The following is a 26,722-nucleotide window of genomic DNA, read 5'->3' as shown; positions in this document are numbered from 1 at the left end:
TTTTCTTTCTTCACTTGCGGTGACACGATATTCCCTACATTTTCTTTCTTTACTTGCGGTGACATGATATTTCCTATGTTTTCTTTCTTTACTTGCGGTGACACGATATTATCTTTTTTCGTTTGCGGAGAAATGATGTTATTAGGTTTCATTTTAGTAATTTGAGGAGCAATTAACTCGCTTCCTTTTTTAATTACATCTGAAATTTTATATTCTTTTTTCGCTTTTATTGGTGGTTGTGGCGGCTGTGGTAATACATTTACCGAAAACTTTGTGTTTTCTTTTTCTGCTGGTTTTTGTTTTTCTATAACAGTTGGTTTTTGAATAACAGACGGTTTTTCAACTGGTTTTTCTATTTGAATTGGCTTTTCTTTTTGCACCTCTTTTTGTGGCTTTACCTGCACTTCTTTTTGCGGTTTCACTTGCATTTCCTTCTGTGGTTTTACCTGTACTTCTTTTTGTGGTTTTACTTGCACTTCTTTTTGTGTTTGTTGCATAGCAGGTTGCTGTGTAATTGGGGCTGCTTGATACGTAACTTCTTCCTCATCCTCTATTCCAAGCGGAGTTGGCGTTGCTGCAAACTCTTTTTGTTGGACTTCTTTTACGTATTGTTTTGGAGGTGCTGAACCTGCTCCAGCATGTTGTTTCACGTGAACGCTGTTTGATGGTACTTTAATTTTCATACCTGGCATGATTAAATCTGGATTACTAAGTTGTGTGTTTGTTTTTTTCAACGTATCAAAATCAACTCCGTACTTTTTCGCAATTTTCCAAAGGGTATCCCCTTTTTGCACGATATGAATTTTCAAATTTTCCCCCTCCTGTATAACTTATCTATAAGTAACAAATCTCATGAAGTAACCCTTTCTAAATAACGTTAACTTCTTTTCACTTGTATCACTTCTTCGATTTTCAATACCATTAGAAGTGGAATAAGCATAAGAAAATCGCAATGATTTCTTCAAAACAATGTATGCCTATTTCGTTCTCGTTATGATTATATGCATGAAAAAAAGCAACAGAAATACCGTTGCTTTACACACGCTCTAACATACGATTTAATGCAAGAACTGCTTCTTCAGTCACTTGTTTATCTACTCTAATAACGTTAATTTTTTCTCCTCTTTCTACCGTTTCAAGCACCCATAATAAGTGCGGCAGATCAATTCGGTTCATCGTTAAACACGGACACATAAATGGATTAAGTGAAACAATCTCTTTATCTGGATGTTGCTGAATAATTCGGTTCACTAAATTCATCTCTGTACCAATTGCCCATTTACTTCCAGGTGGCGCTACTTCAATCATATCAATAATATATTTCGTTGATCCTGCGTAATCCGAAGCATCAACAACCTCATAACAACATTCTGGATGTACAATAATATTCATATCCGGATGATTTTTCCGTACATTCTCAATGTTTTTCACTGTAAAGTTTTGATGAACCGAACAATGCCCTTTCCATAAAATCACTTGAATTCCTTCTATATCTCCATCGTACTCTAATGAATCTGTATGTGGGTCCCATACTGCCATTTTATCTAATGGGATACCTAAATCGTATGCTGTATTTCTTCCTAAATGTTGATCCGGTAAAAAGACAAGACGCTCTTTTTGTGTAAACGCCCAAGACACCATTTGTTTTGCATTAGAAGAAGTTACTGTTGCTCCGCCATTACGACCACAAAATGCTTTAATTGCAGCTGTAGAGTTAACATATGTTAACGGAATCATCGTATCTCCAAATAATTTTGCGAGCTCTTTCCATGCCCTTTCTGTTTGTTCAATATCTGCCATATCTGCCATCGAACAACCTGCACGCATATCTGGCAAAATAACGATTTGATCATCTGTCGTTAACATATCTGCTGTTTCTGCCATAAAGTGTACACCACAAAATACAATATATTTCGCTTCTTTATTGCTCGCTGCAACTTGCGCAAGCTGAAGTGAATCTCCTGCTGCATCAGAAAATTGTACCACTTCATCTTTTTGGTAATGATGTCCTGGAATAAATAGTGTTTTCCCCATTTTTTCTTTAATTTCACGAACACGCTTTTCCATTTCTTCTGTTGTCATCGTGTAATAACGCTCTGGTAACATCGTTTCAATCGGTTGCACTTTTTCTAAAATACTCATATTCCTTTCTCCCCCTCTAAGCCACTTTCCTTACGCCTCAATATTGAAACTAATATCAAGTGCTTTCACTGAATGTGTTAACGCTCCAAGTGAAATATAATCGACCCCTGTTTTTCCATATTTCGATAAATCTTCAATTGTAATGCCTCCTGATGCTTCCGTAACGATAGCACTTGGTACAATCTTTGAAAACTCCCGAATCTCATCTGGCGTACGGTTATCAAACATAATAATATCCGCACCAGCAGCTACAGCTTCTCTCACTTGTTCCTCTGTTTCTGTTTCCACTTCTACTTTCACTATATGTCCTAATTTTTCTTTCACCGATGTAACAGCTTTCGTAATAGAACCAGCAAAAGCAATATGATTGTCTTTGATCATGACACCATCATATAAACCGAAACGGTGATTAAATCCTCCTCCGCACACGACTGCATACTTATCAAACATACGTAGCCCCGGCATCGTTTTTCGCGTATCACAAATACGTGTATGGCTGCTATCTAATGCAAGAACAGCTTTATGTGTCATCGTCGCTATCCCGCTCATACGCTGGATAACATTTAATATAACGCGCTCTGCCGTTAATAACGATGCAATCGGGCCTTGGACAGTTGCGATTATTTCGCCTTTTTCTACAAGATCTCCATCTTTTTTATGAAGCTCCACTTCAATTCTCTCATCAATTAATTTAAACCCTTCTTCAATGACTAAACGTCCCGCAAAGACCCCTGTATCCTTTGCAAGAAACGTTCCTTTTGAAAGTAAATTATCTGGAAAAATAAGCTGAGATGTTACATCTCTTTCTCCTATATCTTCTAGAAAAAATCGATTTAATGCTTCTTTCACTTTTATCGTGTTCATAGAGCCCCTCTTCCCTTCATCACACAAATTGTAGTTTTCTTTTCACTCGAACAATCTCTTTTTTTACGCTATTTCTATTTGGATAATCACTTCGATAATGAGCACCAATACTTTCTTCTCTTTGCAAAGCTGATACGACTATAAGCTCACAGGCTGTTAACATATTAATAAGCGTTATCTCTTCATTTGTAAGAGCATCATATTGTAATATCATATTTCGAACACCGTACTTACTAAGCCATCTCTTTGCATAAGATAAACTTTGCTCTGTTCGTACAATCCCAACATATTTCATCATGCATTCTTGTATTTCTTCTTTCGTCGGCAAATGATTCAGAACGATAAATTTCTTTTCCTTCTCAGCCACGTTGTTCCAGCTTTCTTTTGTCGCTTTCGTTAAAATATGTTGTCCTATTCTTTTTCCAAACACAAGACCTTCTAATAATGAATTACTTGCTAATCTATTTGCGCCATGAACACCATTACAAGCTACTTCACCGACCGCATATAAATTTGGAATGGACGTCTCCCCATCACAGTTCGTTTTCACGCCGCCCATATGAAAATGAGCACCGGGTACGACTGGAATGCGTTTTTCATTTATATTGACACCATTCTTTTTACACAATGACGATACAGTCGGAAAACGTTCTTCGAAATTTTGGATAGACTCGATATTTACATACACTTGTTCACCCGCTAAAAGCTGCTCATGAATCGCTCTTGCTACTACATCACGTGGTGCGAGATCGTGATCAGGGTGTATATTCATCATAAAACGCTGCCCTTTTCCATTCATAAGGACAGCTCCTTCACCACGGACAGCTTCAGAGACAAGGCCGCAGCATCGCCCGCTCGCGTATAACATTGTTGGATGAAACTGTACAAACTCTAAATCTACGAGCTCCCCGCCTGCACGATACACCATCGCAAGTCCATCACCCGTAATTGTCTTATCGTTAGAAGTAAAGGCGTATAAACCGCCAATCCCGCCTGTTGCTAACACCGTATACTCTGCAACGTAACGCTTCAACTTCCCTTCACTAGTTCTTGTTAAAACTCCAACACATTTATCATTTTCTATAATAAAATCGAGCACCATTTCCTGTTCCACTACCGTAACGTGCGGAGCTACTTCTTGAATGAAATGCTCTAATAAATTCTTTCCTGTTGCATCGCCACCTGCATGTAAAATACGACGCTTTCGATGTGCGCCTTCTTTTCCAAGATGAGGACCCGTTTCATCTCCATCAAATTTCATTCCATTTTCAATGAGATTATTCATTTCTTTCGGTCCTTCCTCGACTAAATAACGGACCACATCTTCATTGTTATAATGACATCCTGCTACTAACGTATCTTCAAAATGATCATTTGGATTGTCATATGTAGCAACCGCTGCGGCAATTCCACCTTGCGCTAAATATGTATTATTATTACGATTTGTTTCCTTTGTGATAATAATCACATTCTTTTCGTGACAAATCTCTTTCGCAACACGAAGTGCCGCAACGCCACTTCCAATAATTAAGACATCTGCACTTGGCATAATTGTTGCCTCCTACTTTACACTTTTCAACTGTCTTGACACCTATATTTACATAGTTTTAAAATAATGACAAGAGTTTTTTTATAATTCTTATTTTCACTACCATTTAAAAAATACAAGAAATGTAACTCTTACTAAGGAGAGGAACTTACATGATGATATATCTTGACTATGCAGCTACTACACCTATGAGTGAAGAAGCATTACACACATATATGAAAGCAGCATCGCAATACTTCGGAAATGAACAAAGTTTACATGATATCGGGGGAACAGCCTCTTCTTTATTACAAGTTTGCCGAAAAACATTTGCTGAAATGATTGGCGGAAAGGAACAAGGGGTATTCTTCACAAGCGGCGGCTCGGAATCCAACTACCTTGCGATTCAATCCCTTCTCAATGCTCGACATAAGAAGCACATTATTACGACACCTATGGAACACGCATCCATTCGAAGTTATGTTCAATCCTTACAATCAGAAGGGTATACAATTACTGAAATTCCTGTTGATGAAGGCGGGGTAATCCATTTAGATGATTTAGAATCAGCTATTACAGAAAATACTGTTCTAGCAAGTATACAGCACGGAAACTCTGAAATTGGAACCGTTCAAAACATCGCAGAGATCGGAGCACTTTTAAAAAAATATAACGTTTTATTTCATTCAGATTGTGTGCAAACATTTGGTAAACTTCCTATCAATGTTTTTGAGATGGGAATTGATAGTCTCTCTGTTTCAGCACATAAAATATACGGACCAAAGGGTGTTGGCGCTTGTTATATAAATCCGCAAGTTCGCTGGGCACAAATATTTCCCGGAACTTCTCACGAAAAAGGATTTCGCCCAGGTACAGTAAACGTTCCTGGCATCGCATCTTTTTTAACAGCTGCTGAGAATATATTAAAAAATCAACAAGAAGAGAGCTTACGTTTTACAGAGTTACGATCCTACTTTTTAAGACATTTACAAGCGCTTCCTCTAGAAATTCAAGTAGAAGGTCATTCTACTTCTTGTTTACCACATATTGTTGGGGTTACAATAAAAGGAATAGAAGGTCAATATACAATGCTAGAATGTAATCGCCATGGTATTGCCATTTCCACTGGAAGTGCTTGCCAAGTCGGTAAACAAGAACCTTCGAAAACAATGCTTGCAATTGGAAAAACGTATGAAGAGGCAAAACAATATGTCCGCTTCTCTTTCGGACAACAAACAACGAAAGATCAAATTGATACTACTATTCATGCACTACACACAATTGGAAATCAATTTTATAGAGGTGTTAAATCATAATGAAACAAAATGACCAAAAAAAGATTTTAGGTGAAGAAAGACGACAGCTCATCCTTCAATGGCTTCTCGCTGCAAATGAACCGTTATCTGGGAATGAACTATCGAAAAAAACAAATGTAAGTCGACAAGTTATCGTGCAAGATATTTCCTTGCTTAAAGCACGAAACGAACCAATTATTGCAACTGCTCAAGGATATTTATATTTAAAACCACAAGAGAAACAACAAGCTTTTGAACGCGTAATTGTATGCCAACATAAACCAGTGGAAGTACGTCAAGAACTTACAATGCTCGTTGACCACGGCGTTACAATTAAAGATGTAAAAGTTGAGCATCCTGTATACGGTGACTTAACAGCATCCATCATGGTAAGTAATCGCTTTGATGTAGAGCAATATTTACAAAAAATCGAAAACACAAATGCTTCCTATCTTTCGCAGCTAACAGATGGTATTCACTTACATACAATTGAGGCAGATTCAAAAGAAAAGTTAGATGCTGCTTGCGAGGCACTAGATAAAGCAGGATTTCTCGTTTATTAATTCATGTAAAGCACAGAGTTTTTATCATTCTCTGTGCTTTTTTAGTGATATAATATTGTAATCAATTGTAAAGGGGATCAAATATGGGAATTGAACTCGTTCACTTTAGCATTGGCAAACCGAAACAAATGAAATATAGCGAAGATAAAGAGATGATTACTGGTATATGTAAAGAACTTACAGAAGAAGCTTTCCTCTCAAAAGACGGATTCCTCGGTGATGACGTAGCAGATTTAAAACACCACGGGGGACCTGATCGCGCAGTTTGTGTGTACCCACACGAGCATTACGCACTATGGGAAGAAGAATTTCAAACTACGCTTCCAGCTTCTACATTTGGCGAAAACATTACCGTAACAAATATGTTAGAGCGTGATGTTTGCATTGGAGATACATATCAACTAGGTGAAGCAATCATTCAGGTCACACAAGCAAGAGTACCTTGTAGCACTATTTCAAAACGTCTCGGTATTCCTGGCATACTGCCTCGCATTGTAGCAACTGGATTTACTGGTTACCTATGCCGCGTTCTTCAAGAAGGTACTGTACGTAAAGATTCTAAAATTACATTACTAGAACGTCAACCGGGCAACGTTTCTGTTTTGTTCTCTAACGAAATTTATTTTCATAATAGAAAAGATAAAGATGGCATTGAAAAGATTCTTGCTGTTCCAGAACTAGCCGATATTTGGCGTGGTCAGTTAGAGGATCGTCTTGCGAAATTTAAATAAAGAATCCCACCATTTATAGGTGGGATTCTTTATTTATCAATCGCGCATTGTACTAGCGATTGAAATGATATCAACTTAACGACAAATACTCCCCTTTACAACCAATAAGAAGAATAACTCCCCAGCACAGTAACAGAAAAGCCGAGTGCTTCAAGTTCCATCGTTACGCCTGGCAATAATACATCATCGTATGCTTTATCGACATCGATTAAGAAAAAGTAATTTCCAAGACCTGTTTTCATCGGGCGAGATTCGATTTTTGATAGATTTAATTTTCTCCATGCGAAAGCTGATAACACTTGATATAGTGCCCCTGCATAATCAGCAGGTAACGTTATCATAAGCGTCGTTTTCTCTCCGCGGTTTTCTCCGTTATTTGGGAGTATTGCTTTCTTTTTTTTATGGAGCACAAGGAAGCGTGTATGATTATTTTTATGCGTATGAATGCTACGTCTTACAATCGTTAATCCATATTTTTCTGCGGCTGCTTCATTTGCAATGGCAGCGATTTTTTCTTCAGGGTGTTCTTTCACATATTGTGCAGCTGCACTTGTTGATGTCATATCTCGGACGGTTACCCCTTTTAATTCTTCATTTAAAAACTTATGACATTGTGCAATAGCATGCGGATGAGAATGCACTGCATATACTTCTTCCCACACTTCTGCATACTGCGGATGTACAAGTAGATGTTGCTGAATCGGTACTGTAATTTCTCCTACAATAGAAAGTGGTTGCTCATGTACGAGATAATCAACTGTTATATTCACTGAACCTTCTATGGCATTTTCTAGTGGTACCACTGCATAATCTACATTTCCATTTGCAGCTGCATCAATACAATCTGGAATCGTTCGATACGGTACATGCTCTGCTTCCGGAAAAAAACGACTCACCGCCATATTTGTAAATGTTGCTTCTGGTCCTAAATATCCTACTCGAATCATCGTCTTTTCCCCTCTTTTTCGTTTTCTTACTGTTATACCATACTTTTTTATATTCTTCTATGTAAATTTCGAATATTAAAAAAAGACTAGCATTGGCTAGTCTAAATGTTTCCTATATTCTCTTTGAGCGAAAAAGAAATAAATGATGCATGCAGCAATATAAAACAGAATAAACAAGCCTACTTTTCGTAATGAACCATCCATAAAGATTGTATTATGAAACGTATATAACGCAACTGCACTATGCATACTCCCTACTATAATTGGCGCAAAAAATAGCATACACAATTGCCAACGAGAAATCTTCCATACTTCTTCCTTCGTCATTCCAAGTTTAGAGAGTGCCCCGTACTGCTTTCTATCCGATGAAATATTATGAAACCATTTAAAATATACGATACTACATGATGTAAGGAAAAATAATATACTAATGAATGAGCCTATAAATAGAGTAATATTGCCAAAATCTTTCATATTCACATATAACTCCATATTACTTCGAAATGCGTTATTATCATCTTGTTTCATATGTTTCCGTAAATCTTCATTTAATTTTTTCGTATTTTCGATATTTGGTAATGTATATCCTCTATATATCATTTTTTCAGAATCCGGAACCTTATTTGCTATACTGTCAAAGTCTTCATCATTCATGACGAAGAACAGACCATTAATGTACGAAAGGTGATGGTTAAATTGAACCCCTTCTTTCTGGCCGTTAAATACGAATTGATATGGTTGATTCATTACTTGCAATTGAATCTCTTTTTGATTATATACATTCGAATTATTGTATTTATTATAATAAACAAGTGTCACTGTACCTTTTTTAGGACGATACGTTTTCTGTTTTTGTTTCCTTGCTTCTTGATTATATTCACTTTCTTTTATAAGCGGCGCTACTTCTGTCTCTCCCTTGTTGGACTGAAAAGATGCATACACTCCAACAAAACTCATAGATTGAAAATCATCATACCCATACTGATGTAATAATTTTTCAACTGTACCTTCCTCAAAGACTTCATGTGCAGAAACACCTTTTTCTATGTATGACAATGAGTGCGTGCCCCCATCCCGCCACATATCTTGCATACTAGAAAAATATAAGAACACCGTACCAGTTGCCGTAACTACAAACGTCGTTGCCATAGAAAGCATAAAGAAAAAGCGACCATTTTCCTTCATTCGATGCGCCAATTGATTCACTATAAATAAATACGGATATGTATACATAATCTTTTTATTTCGTTTTATCATTTCTAATACTTGAGCAGTACCGTGTGTAAAAGAAAAATACGTTCCGAAAAAGACAAGTATAGACACAGGGAAAAAGTATATTGCTATCGTTGCCATCGTCACTTGTAGCGCTAACGCATATCCTATCCCTAAACAAATAAAGCCGAATATACAAAGCCACTTTGATGTTTTCTTCTCTTTTTTATCTGTTCGAAATTCTTTCAATAACCGAATGATTTTTATATTCCATATACGTAAAGCACTTATAAAAGATAACAGAATAAAAACGACCATATACGCAATAAACGTTCCCCCAATTGCTCTCACGTCAAATATGACAGGGAGTTCTTTCGGAAGTTGAAGCAACATACTAAACACCATGAAAAAGAGCTTTAAAAAGATCACGCCAAGCCCAATGCCGAAAACATTAGCAAATACCCCGATTAATATTTGCTCGGTCATAATCACTCTTATTACGTTAGATTTCGTTGCTCCCATTAACATATATAATCCTAATTCTTTCTTACGTGCCTCTATGAAAATAGAAGTAGCGTACAAAATAAATATGACGAAAAAAGAAATAATTATAACATTACATATGATAAGTCCCCAGCGTACGTTTTGATACCACATCGTCTCTTGCATATACGGATGTACAATGACAGACATGTATGCAAAAGACGCAAATATTGCAAAACAACTGCTTAAGAAAAACACTTTATAATTGCGCCAATTTCCTTTTATATTTTGCAGCGCTAGTTGCCGAATGTTCATCTATCGTCCCCCTATAACTTACTACATAGGCAAAAAGCTAGAGGTTTCTCTAGCTTTGCACGTGTTTCAAATATCCTCTCTGCGCGATTATAAAGTAAATCGCAGAAGCTACAATGTATGCTCCAATTACAATCGCTCCTGATTTCCATAAATCAATATAAAGCATTTTTCCTAACGTATGAAGAGCGAATCCACTATGAATTGCACCGATTAAAATTGGGATAAAGAAGATAACGCCCATTTGTCGAATTGCAATTTTACGAATTTCTTTATCTGTCATACCAATTCTCTTTAACGATTTAAATTGAATACGATCTTGTTCTTTATCGTTAAACCATTTAAAGTATGTCATACTACAAGCGAAGAAGAAGAACAGTACAGCTACAAAGAAACCGATAAACATCGTAATTGCTCCTGATTCTCTTATATCTTTATAAGCAAGCACTGAGTTGTTTAGTTCCATTTGCTTATCTGGTGCAATTTCCTTTTTCAAATCTAACACAAGGTCTTCCGTACTTTTCCAGTCTTCTATATAATAACCGTAATATTTCGTCTTTTCTTCATCTGGTACGAGCTTTGCATATTTCTCAAAATCTTGATCATTCACAATGAGATATTCACTATCATTAAAAACAGAAAATGGAGTTGGCTCATTTAATTGAACAGAATGCGTTTGTCCGTTAATTTTAATTTCATACGGTTTCGTACGATCTATCTTCATCATATCGTTCGCCATATCCATTACGACCATCGTTGCACTACCTGGTGCATTATGAACTTCTCTAACTTGCTCTCTCTTTTGTTCACGTACTTCAGCATTATATTCTTTTTCTGAAACAATCGCCATTGGTACTTCATGTTCACTGTTAAACATCGTGATTTTTTGAGTTCCAGGAAGTTTTACATACGTTACTTCTCGCGCATCTTCAAATCCGTGTTTTTTTATTAATTCTTTTGTTTTCCCTTCTTTTATGACATTATGCGTATGAATGCCTTTTTCCTCATACGAAATAGCATGCGGGGTACTAGTTACTGCCTTATAACTCATATCCTCAAAAAATACGTACAGTGTACCAACTGCCGAAGATACAACCGCCGTAATAATAGAAATTACAAATAGAAAACGAGCATTATCTTTCATTTTATAAATAAGATTGCTAAGTACGAACATATTTGGATATGTATAAAAAGATTTTTTTCGTTTTTGCAATGCTTTTAATACGACTGTACTACCTTGCGTAAACAGTAAATAAGTTCCGCCTATCGTCAGCCCTACAATCGGTAAAAACAGTATGATAAAATTCATAAATGTTACTTGGAAACTAAGTACATATGCAACAATAATACACCCTATACCAACTACACATAACGATGTAAATGCAAAAGGTTCTACTTTTTGTTTTCTTGCTTCTCTTAATAAATCAATAATTTGCAAGCGCCCTACTGTCCAAACACTAAACAATGATAGGATTAAAAATAGAATAAAGTATACACCTGCTGTAATAAGAATTGCTTTACTATTCCATACGAGTGGAAGTGTTTTATCTATTTTCAATATTACGCTTAATGCTTGGAAAAATAATTTTGAACAAAGCATGCCAAGCCCAATACCTACTACAATTGCAATACTGCCTAACATAAGCTGTTCTAATATAATCATTCGGCCAAGTTGAGATTTTGTTCCGCCTATTAATGTTAATAGACCAAACTCTTTTTTTCTTGCTCGTAAAAATGTTGAATTTGCATATAAAATAAAGAGTGCTGAGAAGATGACTACAATATAATTCATCGATTCTAGCCCTTTTGAGATCATCTCTCTCATACTAATATTACCACTTACGACATCTGGATGATAAATAAAGGAAGCATACATGAAAAATACGACAATCGATAAACAGCTACTAATAAGGAAAGCTTTATAATTACGCCAATTTCCTTTTACGTTATTAAGCGCGAGCTGGCGAAAGTTCATGATATTCTCCTCCTAGCATCGCAAGTACGTCCAGAATTTCTTGGAAAAAGGCTTGTTTCGTTCTTCCTTTATGTATTTCTGAAAAAATTTCTCCGTCGCGAATGAACAGAATACGTTCGCAATAACTCGCCGCTACTGGATCATGCGTTACCATTGCAATTGTCACTTTCTTTTGTTCATGTAAATCTTGCAATGCACTCATTAATGATTTTGCTGACTTCGAATCTAAGTTTCCAGTTGGCTCATCCGCTAAAATTAGCGTAGGTTCATGAATGATCGCTCTCGCTGCTGCTGCACGTTGTTGTTGTCCGCCTGACACTTCATATACTTTTTTATTTAATATTTCTTCGATATTTAAAAACTTTGCAATCTCAAGCACTTTCGCATCGATTTCATTTACAGATTTCTTCGCCATGACAAGTGGTAAAATGATATTTTCTTTAATCGATAACGTATCAAGTAAGTTAAAATCCTGGAAAATGAATCCTAAATGTGTACGGCGAAACTCCGCTAATTTTGCAGCACGCATTTGATTAATCTCTTCACCATTTACAAGCACATGACCTGAAGTTTGCTTATCAATTGTTGCTAATAGATTTAAAAGCGTTGTTTTCCCGCTCCCTGAAGGCCCCATAATTCCTACAAATTCGCCTTCTTCTATTTTAAAATTTATATCGTTTAAAGCAGTCGTCGCTACTGAACCTTTTGATTGGTAAACTTTTGTTAATCCTTTTACTTCAAGAACACTCATTTCTAATCCCCCTATGTGTTTTCTTCTTACATTTACTATAAGAAAAATAAGAAAAAGAAACGAGTGATTTCCCTTACAAAACGTTTTGTTATCTTACAGTTTTGTCATTTTTCTCATTAATGTATGATATTCTTCATCTTTTGCAAATTGGAACGTGAATGTTGTTCCTTCCCCTTCAGCCGATTGCACATACATACCGTGATGTAAATTATCACAAATTTCCTTCGTAATATATAAGCCCATTCCAGTTGCTTCTCTCGTTTTACGGCCATTTATTCCCGTAAAGAATGGGTCAAATATACGCTTTACATCTTGCTCTGGAATACCAATTCCATTGTCCTTAATATGTAGTAACACCTTTTGATCTTTCTCTTCAATTTGAAATTGAATTTCCTTTTTCTCTGCTTCTGAAATTTTCGTATACTTAATTGCATTTACAACAATTTGCCCTATAGCAATACTTAGCCATTTTCTATCAGATGCAACCATACAAGTATCTTCATCAAACATTACTTTCGGAAATACCGACGATTGAATGAAAGATTTTCGATTTTCATTAATAATCCCCCTGATGATATCTATCACATTTACTACTTCTACTTTATAATCTTTCGCAAATTGCTCTAACCTTGCCATATGTAGCGCTAAATCTAAACCATTTAGTATACGATTATTTTCTTCACGAATACTTTCAACTGTTGCTCTTGCTTCACGATGCTCTTTACCAAACTTTTGTAATAGCAATTCTATAACCGATACTGGTGTTTTCATTTGATGAATCCATTGGTTCATAAATATCATTTGCTGTTGTTCTTTCGCATTTTGTTTATGAACTTCATTCATATATTGCTGTCTTAATAGCGTAAACGATTCAACAATCATCTCTTGCTCTGACGTATAAGAAGTATCAATAAGTAAAGAGTCGTGTAATGTATTTCCGCTAGCAACATATTTTTCGATTCTTTTTAAAAATACACTTCGTTTTCGATAATCGTAAATGAGGTATACAGTAAATACAACTGTCCCTAATAAAAGTCCATATAACCACGTACTCCAATCAATAGATCTTTTTTCCAAAAGACTTTGCAACTGCAAAACGAGCCCAAATAAACAAAGGCTAATAATATAAGAAAGAAGTAAAGAAAAACGGTCCATGAGGTAATTTTTAACCTTCATGCCCTTCGCCCCACTCTGTAAAAAGCGCATAACCATATCCACGTTTCGTTACAACTGCATTTTGAATGCCTAGCTCCTCTAGTTTCTTCCTTACGCGTTTTACATTTACGGTTAATGTATTGTCATCAACAAAAGCTACCTCATCCCACAGGGCTTCTAACAGTTCTTCACGCGTTACATATTGATTTGCTTGTTTCATTAAACATTCTAATAAGTAAAATTCATTTTTTGTCAGCTCCGTTTGTTGCCCCTGCCACTCAACAATGTGCTGGGACGGAAATAACAACAGTCCATTTACACCTAAACAATCACTCTCAGCAACAGAGGCATACTCACCATAGCCACGACGAAGTGCACTTTTCACCTTAGCCATTACAATATCTAAATGGAATGGCTTCGTAATGTAATCATCTCCACCATTCTCGATCGCCATTACTTGATCCATTTCCCCTGTTCTTGCAGAAACAAAAATAATCGGTGCATTCGATACAGTACGAATTTGACGACACCAATAAAAACCATCAAAATATGGTAAATTAATATCCAGTAATACGAGATGAGGATTTATTTTCACGAACTCATCTTTTATATGACGTAAATCATTTGCTCTAAATGATTGATAGCCATACCTCTCTAAATGCTCCTCTAATATTCCCGCTATTTTTTCATCGTCTTCTACAATTAATATTTTATACATGTTTGTTTTCTCCCCATAAAAAATTCTTCCAAAGCCACTCCTTGTTCTATTATAAATTGAAAATTTAATTAGTGGGTATTTTTTCCTATATGAATCAGACATTTACAGTCAACTACCCCTACTGAGATACAGCGTTTCAGTGGGGGATTGAGTTCGAACGCTAGGTCTTTTCGTCTATCGCTAGACAGTTTGACGCTCTAGCCATAAAAAAAGACTGCCATATTTCGGCAGTCTTAATCGATAAATTCAAATTGATATTCAAGAATTTTTACAATATCTCCGTCTACTGCACCACGTGCACGAAGGGCTTCATCAATACCCATTCCACGCATTTGACGAGCAAATCGGCGTACAGATTCATCACGTGAGAAGTCTGTCATTTTGAATGTTTTCTCAATATCATAACCAGAAATAACAAATGTGCCATCACTTTCGCGTGTAATTTCAAAATTAGATTCAGATTCAAATTTGTACATTACACTTGCTTCAGATTCTTCTACATCATCGTACATTGGGAATTCTGGTGTTGTTTCTAATAAGTTCGCTACTTCAAATAGTAAGTCACGAACACCTTGTTTCGTTACAGCTGAGATTGGGAAAATTTTCACTTCGTCTCCCAATTTTTCTTTAAATGCTTGTAAGTTTTCTTCTGCACCTGGCATATCCATTTTGTTTGCAACAACAACTTGTGGACGCTCAGTTAAACGCATATTGTATTCTTTTAGTTCACTATTGATTGTTACATAATCTTCATATGGCTCACGGCCTTCTAAACCAGACATATCGATAACGTGCACGATTACACGTGTACGCTCAATATGACGTAAGAATTGGTGTCCAAGTCCGACGCCGGCATGTGCGCCTTCAATTAGTCCAGGAAGGTCAGCCATAACGAAGCTGCGGCTATCACCAGTTTCAACAACACCAAGATTTGGAACGATTGTTGTAAAGTGATACTCTGCAATTTTCGGACGCGCTGATGATACAACAGATAATAATGTAGATTTACCTACACTTGGGAATCCAACAAGTCCAACATCTGCTAGCACTTTAAGTTCTAGCGTGACATCACGTTCTTGGCCTGGTTCCCCGTTCTCAGCGATTTCTGGCGCTGGGTTCGTCGGTGTTGCGAAACGTGAGTTACCACGGCCACCGCGGCCACCTTTTGCGATTACAGCTGTTTGTTCATGCGTTACTAAATCGGCAAGAATTTCACCTGTTTTTTCATCTTTTACTATTGTTCCCGGTGGAACCTTTACGATTAAATCTTCAGATTTACGACCGTGCTGACCTTTACTCATTCCATGCTGACCACGATCAGCTTTGAAATGACGTTGGTAGCGGAAGTCCATTAATGTACGTAAGCCTTCCTCAACAACAAAAACAACATCTGCACCTTTACCACCGTCGCCACCTGCTGGGCCACCTTTAGGTACATACTTCTCACGACGATACGCAACCATTCCGTTACCACCGTCGCCGCCTTTTACATATATCTTGACCTGATCTACAAACATTATTTCACCACACTTTTTTCGATTGGTTGTAATATAACTGAGACTTCTTCGTCTCGTACTGTATAAGAAATGGAATACCATTTATTGTTTTGGTTCGCAAGCCAATTCTGTAGTTCTTCTACACTCGTTAGCTTACCACGAAAATCAAAAAAGAAACGAGCATTCTCCGCGTCACATTCAATTGTGATACAAACATAATTTTCAACATATACGTCTAAACTATGCTGAAGCATTGAGAAAAATTGATTCGTCCATGTACATACATTCTCATCTAAGTGAGATAAGTTATGTAATTTCCCTAATACTTCGTACTCCAATAAGCACGGCTGCTGTTTCCAATTATATGTTAAAATCCACTCTGAAAATAAAGGCATTGATAGCCCTATCAGATTGGATTCTTGTCTCGCTTCTTGGACAAAACGATCGATGAGACTATGAATCTCTTCCACTTTTCCAAGGGAAAGGTTTCCTTTCACCATCTGCATACGATTGAGCCAATCATGTCTTGAATGACGCAACGCATCTATAATTGTCCATTTTTCATTCATTTAGATACCCCTTAATATAGAAAAACTCTAACCTGCACTCAGGTTAGAGTTTTCCGTGAGTTCTTATGCTTCTTGAGCAACAGGATATACGCTCACTTGTTTGCGGTCACGGCCAAGACGCTCAAAGCGTACTACGCCGTCAACTTTCGCGTATAAAGTGTCATCGCCACCACGACCAACGTTAACACCTGGATAAATTTTTGTACCGCGTTGACGGTAAAGAATTGAACCACCTGAAACCGTTTGACCATCTGCGCGTTTAGCACCAAGACGTTTTGACTGAGAGTCACGACCGTTCTTTGTACTACCTACACCTTTCTTAGATGCGAAAAACTGAAGATCTAATCTTAACATACGTTACACCTCCTGCACTTTTTCTATTAAACGGATATACTTTCCGTAATCAAGTTCGATCGTCTTAAGCGAAACAACCAATCCTTCTAAAAGTATCTGTGCTTTTTCTGCTGTATGAACGTCTAAATCATTAGGCAATTCATACGTTAAGAATCCACCATCACTTCCGAGTTCAATAGTTGCTTGCACATTACAAAGTTCTTCCACTGCATTTATAGATCCAAACACAACCGCTGTAGTTCCAGCACAGACAAGATCTTGTCCATGTGGCGCATAATTGGCATGTCCAGTCATTTTAAATGATTGGATACTTCCTAATTTCGTGCGACTTATCGTAATTTTAATCATGTTAACCTGAATTAAGCGTTGATAGCTTCAACAACTAGCTTAGTGTAAGGTTGACGATGACCTTGTTTCTTACGATTGTTCTTTTTCGCTTTGTATTTGAAAACGATGATTTTCTTAGCGCGACCTTGTTTTTCAACTTTCGCAGTAACTGTTGCACCTTCTACAACTGGGCTACCAACTTTAACGTTTTCGCCACCAACGAAAAGAACTTTGTCAAAAGTAACAGTTTCACCAGCTTCAACATCTAATTTTTCAATGTAGATTGCTTGACCAGCTTCAACTTTAATTTGTTTTCCACCTGTTTCGATAATTGCGTACATACTTGCACCTCCTCTTAATTACTAAGACTCGCCAAAAACGAGGTAGACATAAATGTCTTTAAGGAACCTGTCTTGTGCGGTTGTAGCATATAGCCGTTTAGGTGCTATAAACTATAACATAAAGATGTTATCATGAATCATAGACGGTTGTCAATAAATGTTCTGCTAACTATTTTTTCCGTTCTACAATTTCTTTTTTACTTCCAAAACGGATAATGGCATACTCTTCGATCATATCATCTTTGAAATAAATTTCAAATGGAATATTTTTTTGTAATTCTTTTTGCAAAAATTGTTTTTGCAGATTTTTAGGTGCAGCAATTAATACTGCCTCATCCTCTATATTGCCATGTGTGATTAGCTCTCTCTCTAACTCATACGCAATTGTTTCATATGACATTACATACCCCGTCGCTTTGCAAGATACACACTCTTCTAGTAATACGTCGCGTAAAGAATGTTTCTTACGTTTACGTGTCATCTCCAAAATCCCTAACTCTGTAAAACCGAGCACTCTTGTATATGTGCGATCATTTTGCATAGCAGCCACGAGACATTCTCTTACCTTTTCTTTATCTTCTCTTCTTTTCATATTAATAAAATCAATTAATATCATACCACCGATATCACGCAGTCTTAATTGACGTGCAATCTCTTCAGCTGCCACTTCATTTGTACGAAGGACTGTATCTTGTAAATTCTGTTTTCCAGTAAACTTGCCCGTATTCACATCAATTACAGTCATCGTCTCCATTTGTTCCACAATTAAATACGCACCATTCGGGAGCCACACAATTTTTTGAAGTGCTTTTTCGATCTCACGCTCTATTCCAAAATGGTTAAACATTGAAGATTTTTCATTATAAAAAGATACTTTTTCTTTTCCAATCTTTTCTTCTAATTCTTTTACTATACTTCTTGTATCTACAACTACTTTTTCAATCGTTTCAATCGGATTCTCTTGGAATACACGATCTAAAAAGGTCGCCGGTCGATGAAGTAGTAACGGCGCCTTCCCTTGGCCCTCTTTTCTTTTTAGCTCTTCATATAACTGCTGTAACCTTTGCATTTCAGCTTGTATTTCTTCAATTTCTCCTTTTTCAGAAGCAGAGCGGAAAATATAACCTCCTGCCCCTTCTACCTCAATTTGGAGTAGCTGTTGCCTTCTTTTATTATTTTTTATTTTTCGAGAAACCGCACGCATTTCATCATATGGCATATAAACGACATATTTCCCGGTAAATTCTATGTTTGCTGTCAATTTCGGCCCTTTCGTATCAATTGCCTCTTTCACAACTTGTACGAGTACCGCTTGCCCTTCATGTATACGATAAGAAGATGGTACATCATCGTATGAAAGGTACGCATGTTTTTCTAAACCGATGTTTACAAAAGCTGCGTTCATTCCAGCCATCGTTCTTACGATACGTCCAACATAAATATGCCCAACAATCTCTTGTTCTTCATTTCGTTTCCATAAAAATTCAACAATTTTTTTCTTCTCTTCAATTGCAACGCGTTTTTCCGATCCTGCATAGTTCATATATAACGTTTTCAAAATTCTTTCCTCACTTTATAATCTTCTTTGCTTTTACAATAATAAAAGGTTAGTGCTATCGTCAACACTAACCGATTAATTCTTCAACAGATGAAGTTGTTCGTTTTTCAGTAAAATACGCATAGAGTAATTCATTTTCATCCAATGTGTAATGTTCTTTATATTTTCCATGGACGATAATAGAGTGCTTATACCCTCTACGAAATTTTGTGAATATCTTATATAAATGATCTTCTGATTGCACTTCAATAGGTGCAATCTTTTCAATTCCTCTTTTGTTCCCATAATAACGTTCTAATAAAAAACGCATAAAGGCATACTGTCTTTGTTTCCACTCTTGATATAACGACACCGCTAAAAATAGGAGTAGTACCCACATCATAATATTGTTACTATTCCAAAGTAACTGCCACACTAGTATTACACTAAAAAAAACACATGATAATTTCATCATCTTTTCATGTGCTTGTAAATAAGGAAAACGATATGATAATACGTTAAACAATACTTTTCCACCATCAAGCGGCCAAATAGGTAGTAAATTAAACGCTAAAATAATTATATTATTCCATATAAAGAAATAATATAAATCCGCCCCCAGCCAACCAGCTTCAAACACTATATAACCTACCACCATCATCCAAATATGTTGTATAGGCCCTGCAATTACAACAACAAGTTCCTCTTTCAATGACTTATTCCCATGTTCCTCAAGCTCAGCCACACCACCAAACGGTAAAAGTTGAATCTTTTTAATACGCCAATTGTAGTGTGCCGCTGCAAAGGCATGCCCAAGTTCATGGATAAGAACGATACAAAATAACAGTAGTAACTCTTTAAAACGTGCCGTAAAAATACCAATGACAATAATAACCCAAAACAACGGATGCACTGAAATCTTCGTTAAAACTTCTCTATATTTAATCAAATGAAATCACCTGAATTGGGTCAATAAATTTTTCATTCTTTTTTATCGCGAAATAAAACTTACCATTTTTATTATTTGCATCATTATTCACCGTTCCAATTTTTTGTTTCTTTGAAACGTAATCATATAATTTCACTGTCATGTCATTTAAATTCGCATACCACGATTCTGTTCCATCTGCATGCTGAATTTGAACCGTATTACCAAGTTCCTCTTTCTTACCTGCAAAAACAACTAGCCCTTCATTCACTGACTCAACAGTTGCATTTGTAGCTGTTTGAACAAATACACCTTGGCCATTTTTTTGAAACCCTTGCATCACCTTTCCAGAAGCAGGGATGGCATAATCTTTTTGCTGAATAGTTCCTTCTTTTTTCTCAGTAGGTGAATAAAATACGAGCGGTTTTCCAAACTGCTTTTCGTACCATTTCGCTACAGTAGCAAACTGAAATTCTTCTTTCATCACTTTTTCTGTAACAGCTTTAGCACCGTCGAAAGAAGAGGGTGCATTCTTATATAAAATAGCGACAGAAAGAACTAATATTGCTGATAACAAAACTTTGAAGAAAAATACTTCTTTTCGAAATAAAGGATGAATTTCCTTTTCTCCTCCTTCAATAAATACTGTTTCACTATCAAAATTACCTCCAGCAAAATACTGCTCTTCCTCCATCCTTTCTTGCTCTGCCTTCCTTTTCGCAATCCGTTTTTTAATTTCTTCTACACGACTATTCTTCATACTGTCTCCTTTCTTTCGTTAAGCTAATTTAAATAGAAACAGTTGTATACAGTTTGTACATATGTATGAGCTAAGAAAGGAAGATATTCGTGTGAAGAAAAAAGAAAGCACTTCGCATATGTGCGAAGTGCTTTTAACGGATTCCAAAGAAGTTTTTCATCTTTGTAAATACCGATACCTTTTCTTGTCCAAATGCTTGCAATGGTACATTCTCACCCAACAAGCGTCTTGCAATATTACGATAAGCTAACGCTGCTTTTCCGCTCGGTTGCAACGCTACAGGTTCACCTGTATTTGTAGCACGAATAACTTCATCATCATCCTCGACAACACCAAGAAGCTCGATTGACAATGTACGTACGATTTCATCAACATCTAACATATCCTGCTCATGAAGCATATGACTACGTACACGATTAATAACAAGTTTTGGTGGTTCAATATCCTCTTTTTCTAAAAGCCCGATAATACGATCCGCATCGCGCATTGAGGATACTTCTGGCGTCGTAACAACGATTGCTTTATCCGCACCAGCTACCGCATTTTTAAATCCCTGCTCAATCCCCGCAGGACAATCAATTAATATGTAATCATAATCTTGACGTAATACTTGTATTAATTCATCCATTTGTTCAGGTGTTACCGCTGATTTATCACTCGTTTGTGCTGCAGGTAATAAATAAAGATCATCAAAACGCTTATCTTTAATAAGCGCCTGAGGTAAACGGCAACGCCCTTCAACGACATCAACAAGATCAAATACAATGCGATTTTCCAGCCCCATTACTACGTCTAAATTTCGAAGACCGATATCTGTGTCAATTAAGCACACTTTCTTTCCAGATAACGCTAGGGCTGTACCAATGTTCGCAGACGTTGTAGTTTTACCTACTCCGCCTTTTCCAGATGTAATTACTATTGCCTCTCCCACAGCTATACAATTCCCCTTTCTAACTTTGTTAAATTAGGTCTAAGATGAGTGAGAAGTTGCAGTCGATCGACAACAATGTGATTGTTCTCATTAATATACGCACATTCTGCCGCCTCCGCTCCGTCTTCTTTCTCTTCCGGAGCCCGCATTGCCAAATCACTAATTCGAAGTTGCATCGGGTTCATATCAGATGCAGCGATTACAGCATCCGAATCCCCATAATACCCAGCATGCGCAATTCCTCTTAATGATCCTACGACAAAAATATTCCCCCCAGCGATAACCGTTCCGCCTGGATTAACATCTCCAATTAACAATAAATTTCCTTTTACATGTAAAACTTGTCCAGAGCGAACAATTTTGGAAATAGGGACAATTTCTGTTTCTTCTTTCCAAGCTATTGCTTCTGCTTTCGTTATAACATCACTTTCAATTGAATCCACAACAAGATTCTTTTTATTACGAATTAACGTACGAATCTCTTCTTGTTGGACTTCTGTTAAATAACGATTTCCCACTTTCACATGCACTTCAATTAAAGAGCGCCCATCACCATCATAGTAATGTGTAGAAAGCTTTTCATCCAGTTCCTCCAGTAATTCAGAGAATGAACAACAATCATCTAAATGAAGCGTTATTCCGTCTTTTGTCCCTTTTATTGTTACATTTTGTTGCTTTTTTTCTTCCACTAAAGTTCACCCCACCGATTCAATTCGACATAAAATTAGAAAATCCTTTTTTCTTTTTCTTCCATCGCTTTTGAAAGACGCACTAAATATCGTCTCAGTGGGAAACAAACTATCAATAAGAAAATTGCATTTAGCAATAAAGTAGACAGGAGACGATCTGTGAAAAAGACATACGCTGACATATGAGTACGTCCTAACAAAGTTAAAAATCCATACACATAATACTCTAGTGCTACAATGCTAGCTAGTACAATAGAAGCAACAATAAATAAATTCAATTGTAGTATCTTCATTACACTATAAACTAAATAAGCTAAAATCGGATACGCAAAAATATATATACCGACAAGTTCTGTGTATACGGTATCAAATAAGAAACCAAATAAGAGTCCATAATAAATCCCTTGGACCGGACTATAGTACACAGTAATAAAACATAACACAATTATAAAGAAATGAGGTGCTGCTATACTGTCTTTCCAAAAAACCTCTGTTGGAACAATAGTAGCAAACATATTTTCAAATAGAAAAACAAAAAGGAGCAAAAGAGGAAGAGCTGCTCTTTTTAAAATCTTCATCATCTCTTCTCCCCCTCCTATTCTAATGGCGCTGAAGGCGTTGCACGTTTAGCAACCATAATATGCTCTACGTCATTCAAATCAGCGGCCGGTTTTACATAAGCTGTTTTTGTTAAGCCGTATGGATCTGGCTGAACATCAACGATTGTTCCAATTACAAGACCTTTCGGGAAAATATCACCAAGTCCAGATGTTACAACTAGTTGATTTGGTTCTACTTTTGCATCAGAGCCGATCTTTGTGAAAAGAAGTAAGTGCTTTTCTTTGTCGTAACCTTCAATCAATCCAAAGATCTTCTCATCACCTTGTACGATAGCAGAAACACGATTTGTTCGGCTCATAGAGCTTAGCAATTCTACTGATGATGTAAACTGGGATACACTTTTCACTCGTCCAACTAGACCTTGTGAAGTTACTACAGCCATATCTTTTTTAATTCCTTGCTGTGCCCCTTTATCAATTCCAACTAAATCGTACCATTTATCTGGATTACGAGAAACAACAGTAGATGGAATTTCAGTATATTGGCTATTCAACTCTTTTTTACCCGTTAACTCTTGTAACTTCTTGTTATCATCTTCTAATTGTTTTACTTTCCCTGATAGACCTGCATAATTATCTAATTTTGCTTTTAATTCTTTATTCTCTTCATACGTGCGCTTTACATCCTCTACATTTTCGAAGAATCCAGCTACGTATTTCGCTGGCTTTTGGAATACACGTTCTACAACACCGACAGTGTCTTTAACAAACTGCTCTGGCCATGTTAAACTGTTCCGTTCTTTCAATGAGATTCCAATCAATGCCACGAGAAGAATAATACTAACTAACAAAACAATTAATCTTTTGTTTAAGAAAAACTGTGGCACGTTCACACCCTCTTAATTTCATTGATTTTTATTTTGCAATATTATCGAGCAGCAGTTTTGAAAAGATCGATATTGTCTAATGCTTTACCCGTTCCAATTGCTACGCAATCTAATGGGTCTTCTGCAACAAGAACTGGCATATTTGTTTCTTCACTAATAACTTTATCTAAGTTACGTAGTAATGCTCCGCCACCTGTTAATACGATACCACGGTCCATAATGTCTGCCGCTAATTCAGGTGGAGTTTTCTCTAACGTATTTTTAACAGATTCTACAATTGCATCTACTGTATCTTTTAATGCATCTGCAATTTCTTCTGGCTGAATTAGTACTGTTTTTGGTAAACCACTTACTAAATCACGACCGCGAATTTCCATAGGCTCGATACCTTCTGGCTCGCCTGCAGAACCGATTTCTAATTTTAATGCTTCAGCTGTTCTTTCACCAATCATTAAGTTGTAGCTTTTCTTAATGTACTGAATGATTGAATCGTCCATATCATCACCAGCAACACGAACTGATTGACTTGTTACAATACCACCTAAAGAAATGATTGCAACTTCTGTTGTACCGCCACCGATATCAACAACCATGCTACCAGTTGGTTCCCAAACAGGTAAGTTCGCACCAATTGCTGCTGCAAATGGTTCTTCAATTGGATAAGCGTCACGAGCGCCCGCTTGACGAGTCGCATCGATTACTGCACGTCTTTCTACAGCTGTAATACCAGACGGTACACATACCATTACGTAAGGCTTACGTGAGAAGAATCCATTTGATTTTTGAGCTTGTTGAATGTAGTATTTCATCATTGTTGCTGTCGTTTCGTAATCAGCAATTACACCGTCTTTCATCGGGCGAAGTGCCACAACGTTTCCTGGTGTACGACCAATCATTTGTTTTGCATCGCTACCTACAGCAACGATTTGTTTCGTATCAGTTTGTAACGCTACTACTGAAGGTTCACGTAAAACTACACCTTTTCCTTTTACATATACAAGCGTGTTCGCAGTTCCTAAATCTATTCCAAGATCGCGAGTAAAGCCACCAAATCCAAACATATTATTTATCTTCCTTTCTTGTTTTCACGGACTCATTTTTTCTTACTTTATATTATAAAAACAGTACGTTTTTTATATCTTTATCCTTTTTGTAGATAAATTTCTACAAAAAACTCATAAATCACATTATAAAACAAAATAAGTAAAAAGCATAGTCTTAAATATGACCTTTTTCCTTTAAACTCACGAATTTATGGTCGCCTATTATAATATGGTCAAGCACTTCAATTCCGATAATCTTGCCGCATTCTACTAAGCGTTTCGTTACTTCAATATCCTCTCGGCTCGGCGTGGGGTCTCCTGAAGGGTGGTTATGAAGACATATGATAGAGGCTGCCGCTCGGCGGAACGCTTCTTTAAAAACTTCCCTTGGATGTACAATTGATGTGTTTAAACTTCCAATGAAAATCGTTTGCCTATGTATAACTTGATTCTTTGTGTTCAAATATAAACATACAAAATGCTCCTGTTGCAGGAAGCGCATTTCTTCCATCATATATCTCGCACAATCTTCTGGGTTTCGAATGCTGTATCTATTTTGATATTCTAAACGTACCATTCTTCTACCAAGTTCAAAAGCAGCTATAAGCTGGGCTGCCTTTGCCATCCCAACACCATGTATACTGACAAGCTCTTCTAACGTTGCATCTTTCAACATGCGTAAACCATCAAAGTGATGTAAAATTTTATCTGATAACTTTAAAACTGTTTCTTCTTTAGAACCCGTTCTAAGTAACACTGCAAGAAGCTCCCGATTCGATAAGCTTCCCGCTCCTTCTAACAATAAACGCTCCCGTGGCTGTTCTTCTTTGACAACATCACGAATACCGTTCATTTCTCCACCCCTTTTATTTGTTCTCTCAAAGAAAATCCCATGCAATTTTACGCATGGGTTACATCAATATTAAATTGTTTTAATTCCCGAACAAGGCGTGAAATTGGTAACCCGACTACACTATAGTAGTCCCCTTGAATATGTTGAACAAAAATAGATCCTTTACCTTGAATTCCATAACTTCCTGCTTTATCAAGAGGTTCTTTTGATGCAACATATACGTCAATTTCCTCTTCTGTTAATTCCCAAAACGTAACTTCTGTACGCTCGTAAAAGGTGACTGTTTTGTCTTTTTCCATAATTGCAACACCAGTATACACTTCATGTGTTTTCCCTGATAATAATTGCAACATTTCTTTCGCCTCAGCCTCATTAGAAGGCTTTCCAAGAATACGCGACTCATATGTAACAATTGTGTCTGCACCTAACACAATGTGGTCACTATTCGTTTCTGCTACCGCAGATGCTTTTTGCAGGGAAAGGGACATAACGATATCCGAAGGTGATGAGTACGCACCAATCGTTTCTTCTACTTCACTTACAATGATTTCAAATGGTATATCCGCTAACTCAAGCAATTCCTTCCTGCGAGGTGATCCTGAAGCTAAAATAATTTTTCTCATATTTTCTCCTTCCTTTCTCACATGAAGCAGAACAATTTATATCAATCGTATCAAAGGAATAGTTTGTCCACAAATGAAAGAAATATTATTTTCTTTAAGCAAAATAATATTTCTTTACTAAAATACGATTATAGTCCTACCATAGAGA

Annotated in this window: 27 protein-coding genes, 1 pseudogene and 1 other annotated feature; of the genes and pseudogenes, 3 read left to right on the top strand and 25 right to left on the bottom strand. The window is 36.7% G+C overall.

What is annotated here, in order from left to right; genetic code table 11:
• The 4 genes and pseudogenes from exsA to nadB all read right to left on the bottom strand — a co-directional run.
• Positions 1-809, bottom strand: a pseudogene (gene exsA, locus MKO96_RS19825) (spore coat assembly protein ExsA); the annotation flags it as partial.
• 226 nt (positions 810-1,035) lie between these two features.
• On the bottom strand, positions 1,036-2,142 hold the full coding sequence (gene nadA, locus MKO96_RS19820) for a quinolinate synthase NadA (protein ID WP_240588430.1): 1,107 nt from the start codon (positions 2,140-2,142) through the stop codon (positions 1,036-1,038).
• A 30-nt stretch (positions 2,143-2,172) separates the two neighbouring features.
• Positions 2,173-3,006, bottom strand: a complete 834-nt coding sequence (nadC, locus tag MKO96_RS19815) for a carboxylating nicotinate-nucleotide diphosphorylase (RefSeq protein WP_240588429.1) — start codon at positions 3,004-3,006, stop codon at positions 2,173-2,175.
• Between the two features lie 19 nt (positions 3,007-3,025).
• On the bottom strand, positions 3,026-4,555 hold the full coding sequence (gene nadB, locus MKO96_RS19810; protein ID WP_240588428.1) for an L-aspartate oxidase: 1,530 nt from the start codon (positions 4,553-4,555) through the stop codon (positions 3,026-3,028).
• A gap of 152 nt (positions 4,556-4,707) precedes the next feature.
• Between nadB and MKO96_RS19805 the strand changes: the two genes are divergently transcribed.
• From MKO96_RS19805 to MKO96_RS19795, 3 genes are all read left to right on the top strand, one after another.
• Entirely contained in the window at positions 4,708-5,850 is a 1,143-nt protein-coding gene (locus MKO96_RS19805) for an IscS subfamily cysteine desulfurase (RefSeq protein ID WP_240588427.1), read from the top strand.
• Entirely contained in the window at positions 5,850-6,392 is a 543-nt protein-coding gene (locus MKO96_RS19800; protein WP_240588426.1) for a transcription repressor NadR, read from the top strand. Before MKO96_RS19805 ends, MKO96_RS19800 begins: the two co-directional genes overlap by 1 nt.
• A gap of 83 nt (positions 6,393-6,475) precedes the next feature.
• Entirely contained in the window at positions 6,476-7,123 is a 648-nt protein-coding gene (locus tag MKO96_RS19795; protein WP_240588425.1) for an MOSC domain-containing protein, read from the top strand.
• Positions 7,124-7,218: 95 nt separating this feature from the next.
• Here MKO96_RS19795 and pheA read toward each other — a convergent pair whose 3' ends face one another.
• The 21 genes from pheA to MKO96_RS19690 form a co-directional block, all read right to left on the bottom strand.
• Complete coding sequence (gene pheA, locus MKO96_RS19790) at positions 7,219-8,070, bottom strand: prephenate dehydratase (protein ID WP_046956290.1); 852 nt, start codon at positions 8,068-8,070, stop codon at positions 7,219-7,221.
• 96 nt (positions 8,071-8,166) lie between these two features.
• Positions 8,167-10,080, bottom strand: a complete 1,914-nt coding sequence (locus tag MKO96_RS19785; protein WP_087982146.1) for an FtsX-like permease family protein — start codon at positions 10,078-10,080, stop codon at positions 8,167-8,169.
• A 49-nt stretch (positions 10,081-10,129) separates the two neighbouring features.
• Positions 10,130-12,052: an FtsX-like permease family protein gene (locus MKO96_RS19780; protein WP_240588424.1), complete on the bottom strand. Its 1,923-nt coding sequence runs from the start codon at positions 12,050-12,052 to the stop codon at positions 10,130-10,132.
• Entirely contained in the window at positions 12,027-12,803 is a 777-nt protein-coding gene (locus MKO96_RS19775; RefSeq protein ID WP_000114530.1) for an ABC transporter ATP-binding protein, read from the bottom strand. Before MKO96_RS19775 ends, MKO96_RS19780 begins: the two co-directional genes overlap by 26 nt.
• 93 nt (positions 12,804-12,896) lie before the next feature.
• Entirely contained in the window at positions 12,897-13,979 is a 1,083-nt protein-coding gene (locus MKO96_RS19770; RefSeq protein ID WP_240588423.1) for a HAMP domain-containing histidine kinase, read from the bottom strand.
• Positions 13,969-14,676, bottom strand: coding sequence for a response regulator transcription factor (locus MKO96_RS19765; RefSeq protein ID WP_240588422.1), 708 nt, complete (start codon positions 14,674-14,676; stop codon positions 13,969-13,971). The genes MKO96_RS19770 and MKO96_RS19765 overlap by 11 nt, the downstream gene beginning before the upstream one ends.
• Before the next feature lie 233 nt (positions 14,677-14,909).
• The gene (gene obgE, locus MKO96_RS19760; RefSeq protein WP_046958810.1) at positions 14,910-16,193 is read right to left on the bottom strand and encodes a GTPase ObgE; all 1,284 of its coding nucleotides are present in this window, start codon (positions 16,191-16,193) and stop codon (positions 14,910-14,912) included.
• Positions 16,193-16,741, bottom strand: a complete 549-nt coding sequence (locus MKO96_RS19755) for a sporulation initiation phosphotransferase B (RefSeq protein WP_087982151.1) — start codon at positions 16,739-16,741, stop codon at positions 16,193-16,195. Before MKO96_RS19755 ends, obgE begins: the two co-directional genes overlap by 1 nt.
• A gap of 63 nt (positions 16,742-16,804) precedes the next feature.
• A complete protein-coding gene (gene rpmA / locus MKO96_RS19750) occupies positions 16,805-17,095 on the bottom strand; it encodes a 50S ribosomal protein L27 (RefSeq protein WP_000944957.1) in 291 nt (96 codons plus the stop codon).
• Positions 17,096-17,098: 3 nt separating this feature from the next.
• Entirely contained in the window at positions 17,099-17,443 is a 345-nt protein-coding gene (locus MKO96_RS19745; RefSeq protein ID WP_002008596.1) for a ribosomal-processing cysteine protease Prp, read from the bottom strand.
• A gap of 11 nt (positions 17,444-17,454) precedes the next feature.
• Complete coding sequence (rplU, locus tag MKO96_RS19740; RefSeq protein WP_000270907.1) at positions 17,455-17,763, bottom strand: 50S ribosomal protein L21; 309 nt, start codon at positions 17,761-17,763, stop codon at positions 17,455-17,457.
• A gap of 14 nt (positions 17,764-17,777) precedes the next feature.
• Positions 17,778-17,855, bottom strand: a sequence feature (ribosomal protein L21 leader region).
• Positions 17,856-17,932: 77 nt separating this feature from the next.
• On the bottom strand, positions 17,933-19,321 hold the full coding sequence (locus MKO96_RS19735) for an Rne/Rng family ribonuclease (RefSeq protein WP_240588421.1): 1,389 nt from the start codon (positions 19,319-19,321) through the stop codon (positions 17,933-17,935).
• Positions 19,322-19,388: 67 nt separating this feature from the next.
• Complete coding sequence (spoIVFB, locus tag MKO96_RS19730) at positions 19,389-20,249, bottom strand: stage IV sporulation intramembrane metalloprotease SpoIVFB (RefSeq protein ID WP_240588420.1); 861 nt, start codon at positions 20,247-20,249, stop codon at positions 19,389-19,391.
• Positions 20,242-20,988, bottom strand: a complete 747-nt coding sequence (gene spoIVFA / locus MKO96_RS19725) for a stage IV sporulation protein SpoIVFA (protein ID WP_087982158.1) — start codon at positions 20,986-20,988, stop codon at positions 20,242-20,244. Before spoIVFA ends, spoIVFB begins: the two co-directional genes overlap by 8 nt.
• Positions 20,989-21,121: 133 nt before the next feature.
• Positions 21,122-21,919, bottom strand: a complete 798-nt coding sequence (gene minD, locus MKO96_RS19720; protein WP_000503312.1) for a septum site-determining protein MinD — start codon at positions 21,917-21,919, stop codon at positions 21,122-21,124.
• A gap of 2 nt (positions 21,920-21,921) precedes the next feature.
• Entirely contained in the window at positions 21,922-22,608 is a 687-nt protein-coding gene (gene minC / locus MKO96_RS19715) for a septum site-determining protein MinC (RefSeq protein WP_087982160.1), read from the bottom strand.
• Between the two features lie 35 nt (positions 22,609-22,643).
• On the bottom strand, positions 22,644-23,189 hold the full coding sequence (gene mreD / locus MKO96_RS19710; RefSeq protein WP_000975757.1) for a rod shape-determining protein MreD: 546 nt from the start codon (positions 23,187-23,189) through the stop codon (positions 22,644-22,646).
• A 14-nt stretch (positions 23,190-23,203) separates the two neighbouring features.
• On the bottom strand, positions 23,204-24,055 hold the full coding sequence (mreC, locus tag MKO96_RS19705) for a rod shape-determining protein MreC (protein ID WP_240588419.1): 852 nt from the start codon (positions 24,053-24,055) through the stop codon (positions 23,204-23,206).
• Positions 24,056-24,096: 41 nt separating this feature from the next.
• Positions 24,097-25,116, bottom strand: a complete 1,020-nt coding sequence (gene mreB / locus MKO96_RS19700) for a cell shape-determining protein MreB (protein WP_000466737.1) — start codon at positions 25,114-25,116, stop codon at positions 24,097-24,099.
• Positions 25,117-25,273: 157 nt separating this feature from the next.
• Positions 25,274-25,951: a DNA repair protein RadC gene (radC, locus tag MKO96_RS19695; protein ID WP_240588418.1), complete on the bottom strand. Its 678-nt coding sequence runs from the start codon at positions 25,949-25,951 to the stop codon at positions 25,274-25,276.
• Between the two features lie 47 nt (positions 25,952-25,998).
• Positions 25,999-26,574 carry a Maf family protein gene (locus MKO96_RS19690; protein WP_240588417.1) on the bottom strand — a complete coding sequence of 192 codons (576 nt, stop codon included), beginning with the start codon at positions 26,572-26,574 and terminating at the stop codon, positions 25,999-26,001.
• Between the last annotated feature and the right edge of the window lie 148 nt (positions 26,575-26,722).

The sequence above is a fragment of the Bacillus sp. ES1-5 genome (genome assembly GCF_022487605.1).
Classification (GTDB): domain Bacteria; phylum Bacillota; class Bacilli; order Bacillales; family Bacillaceae_G; genus Bacillus_A; species Bacillus_A wiedmannii.
Note: the sequence above shows the minus strand (reverse complement) of the source record. Positions and strands in the feature narration are given on the sequence as shown.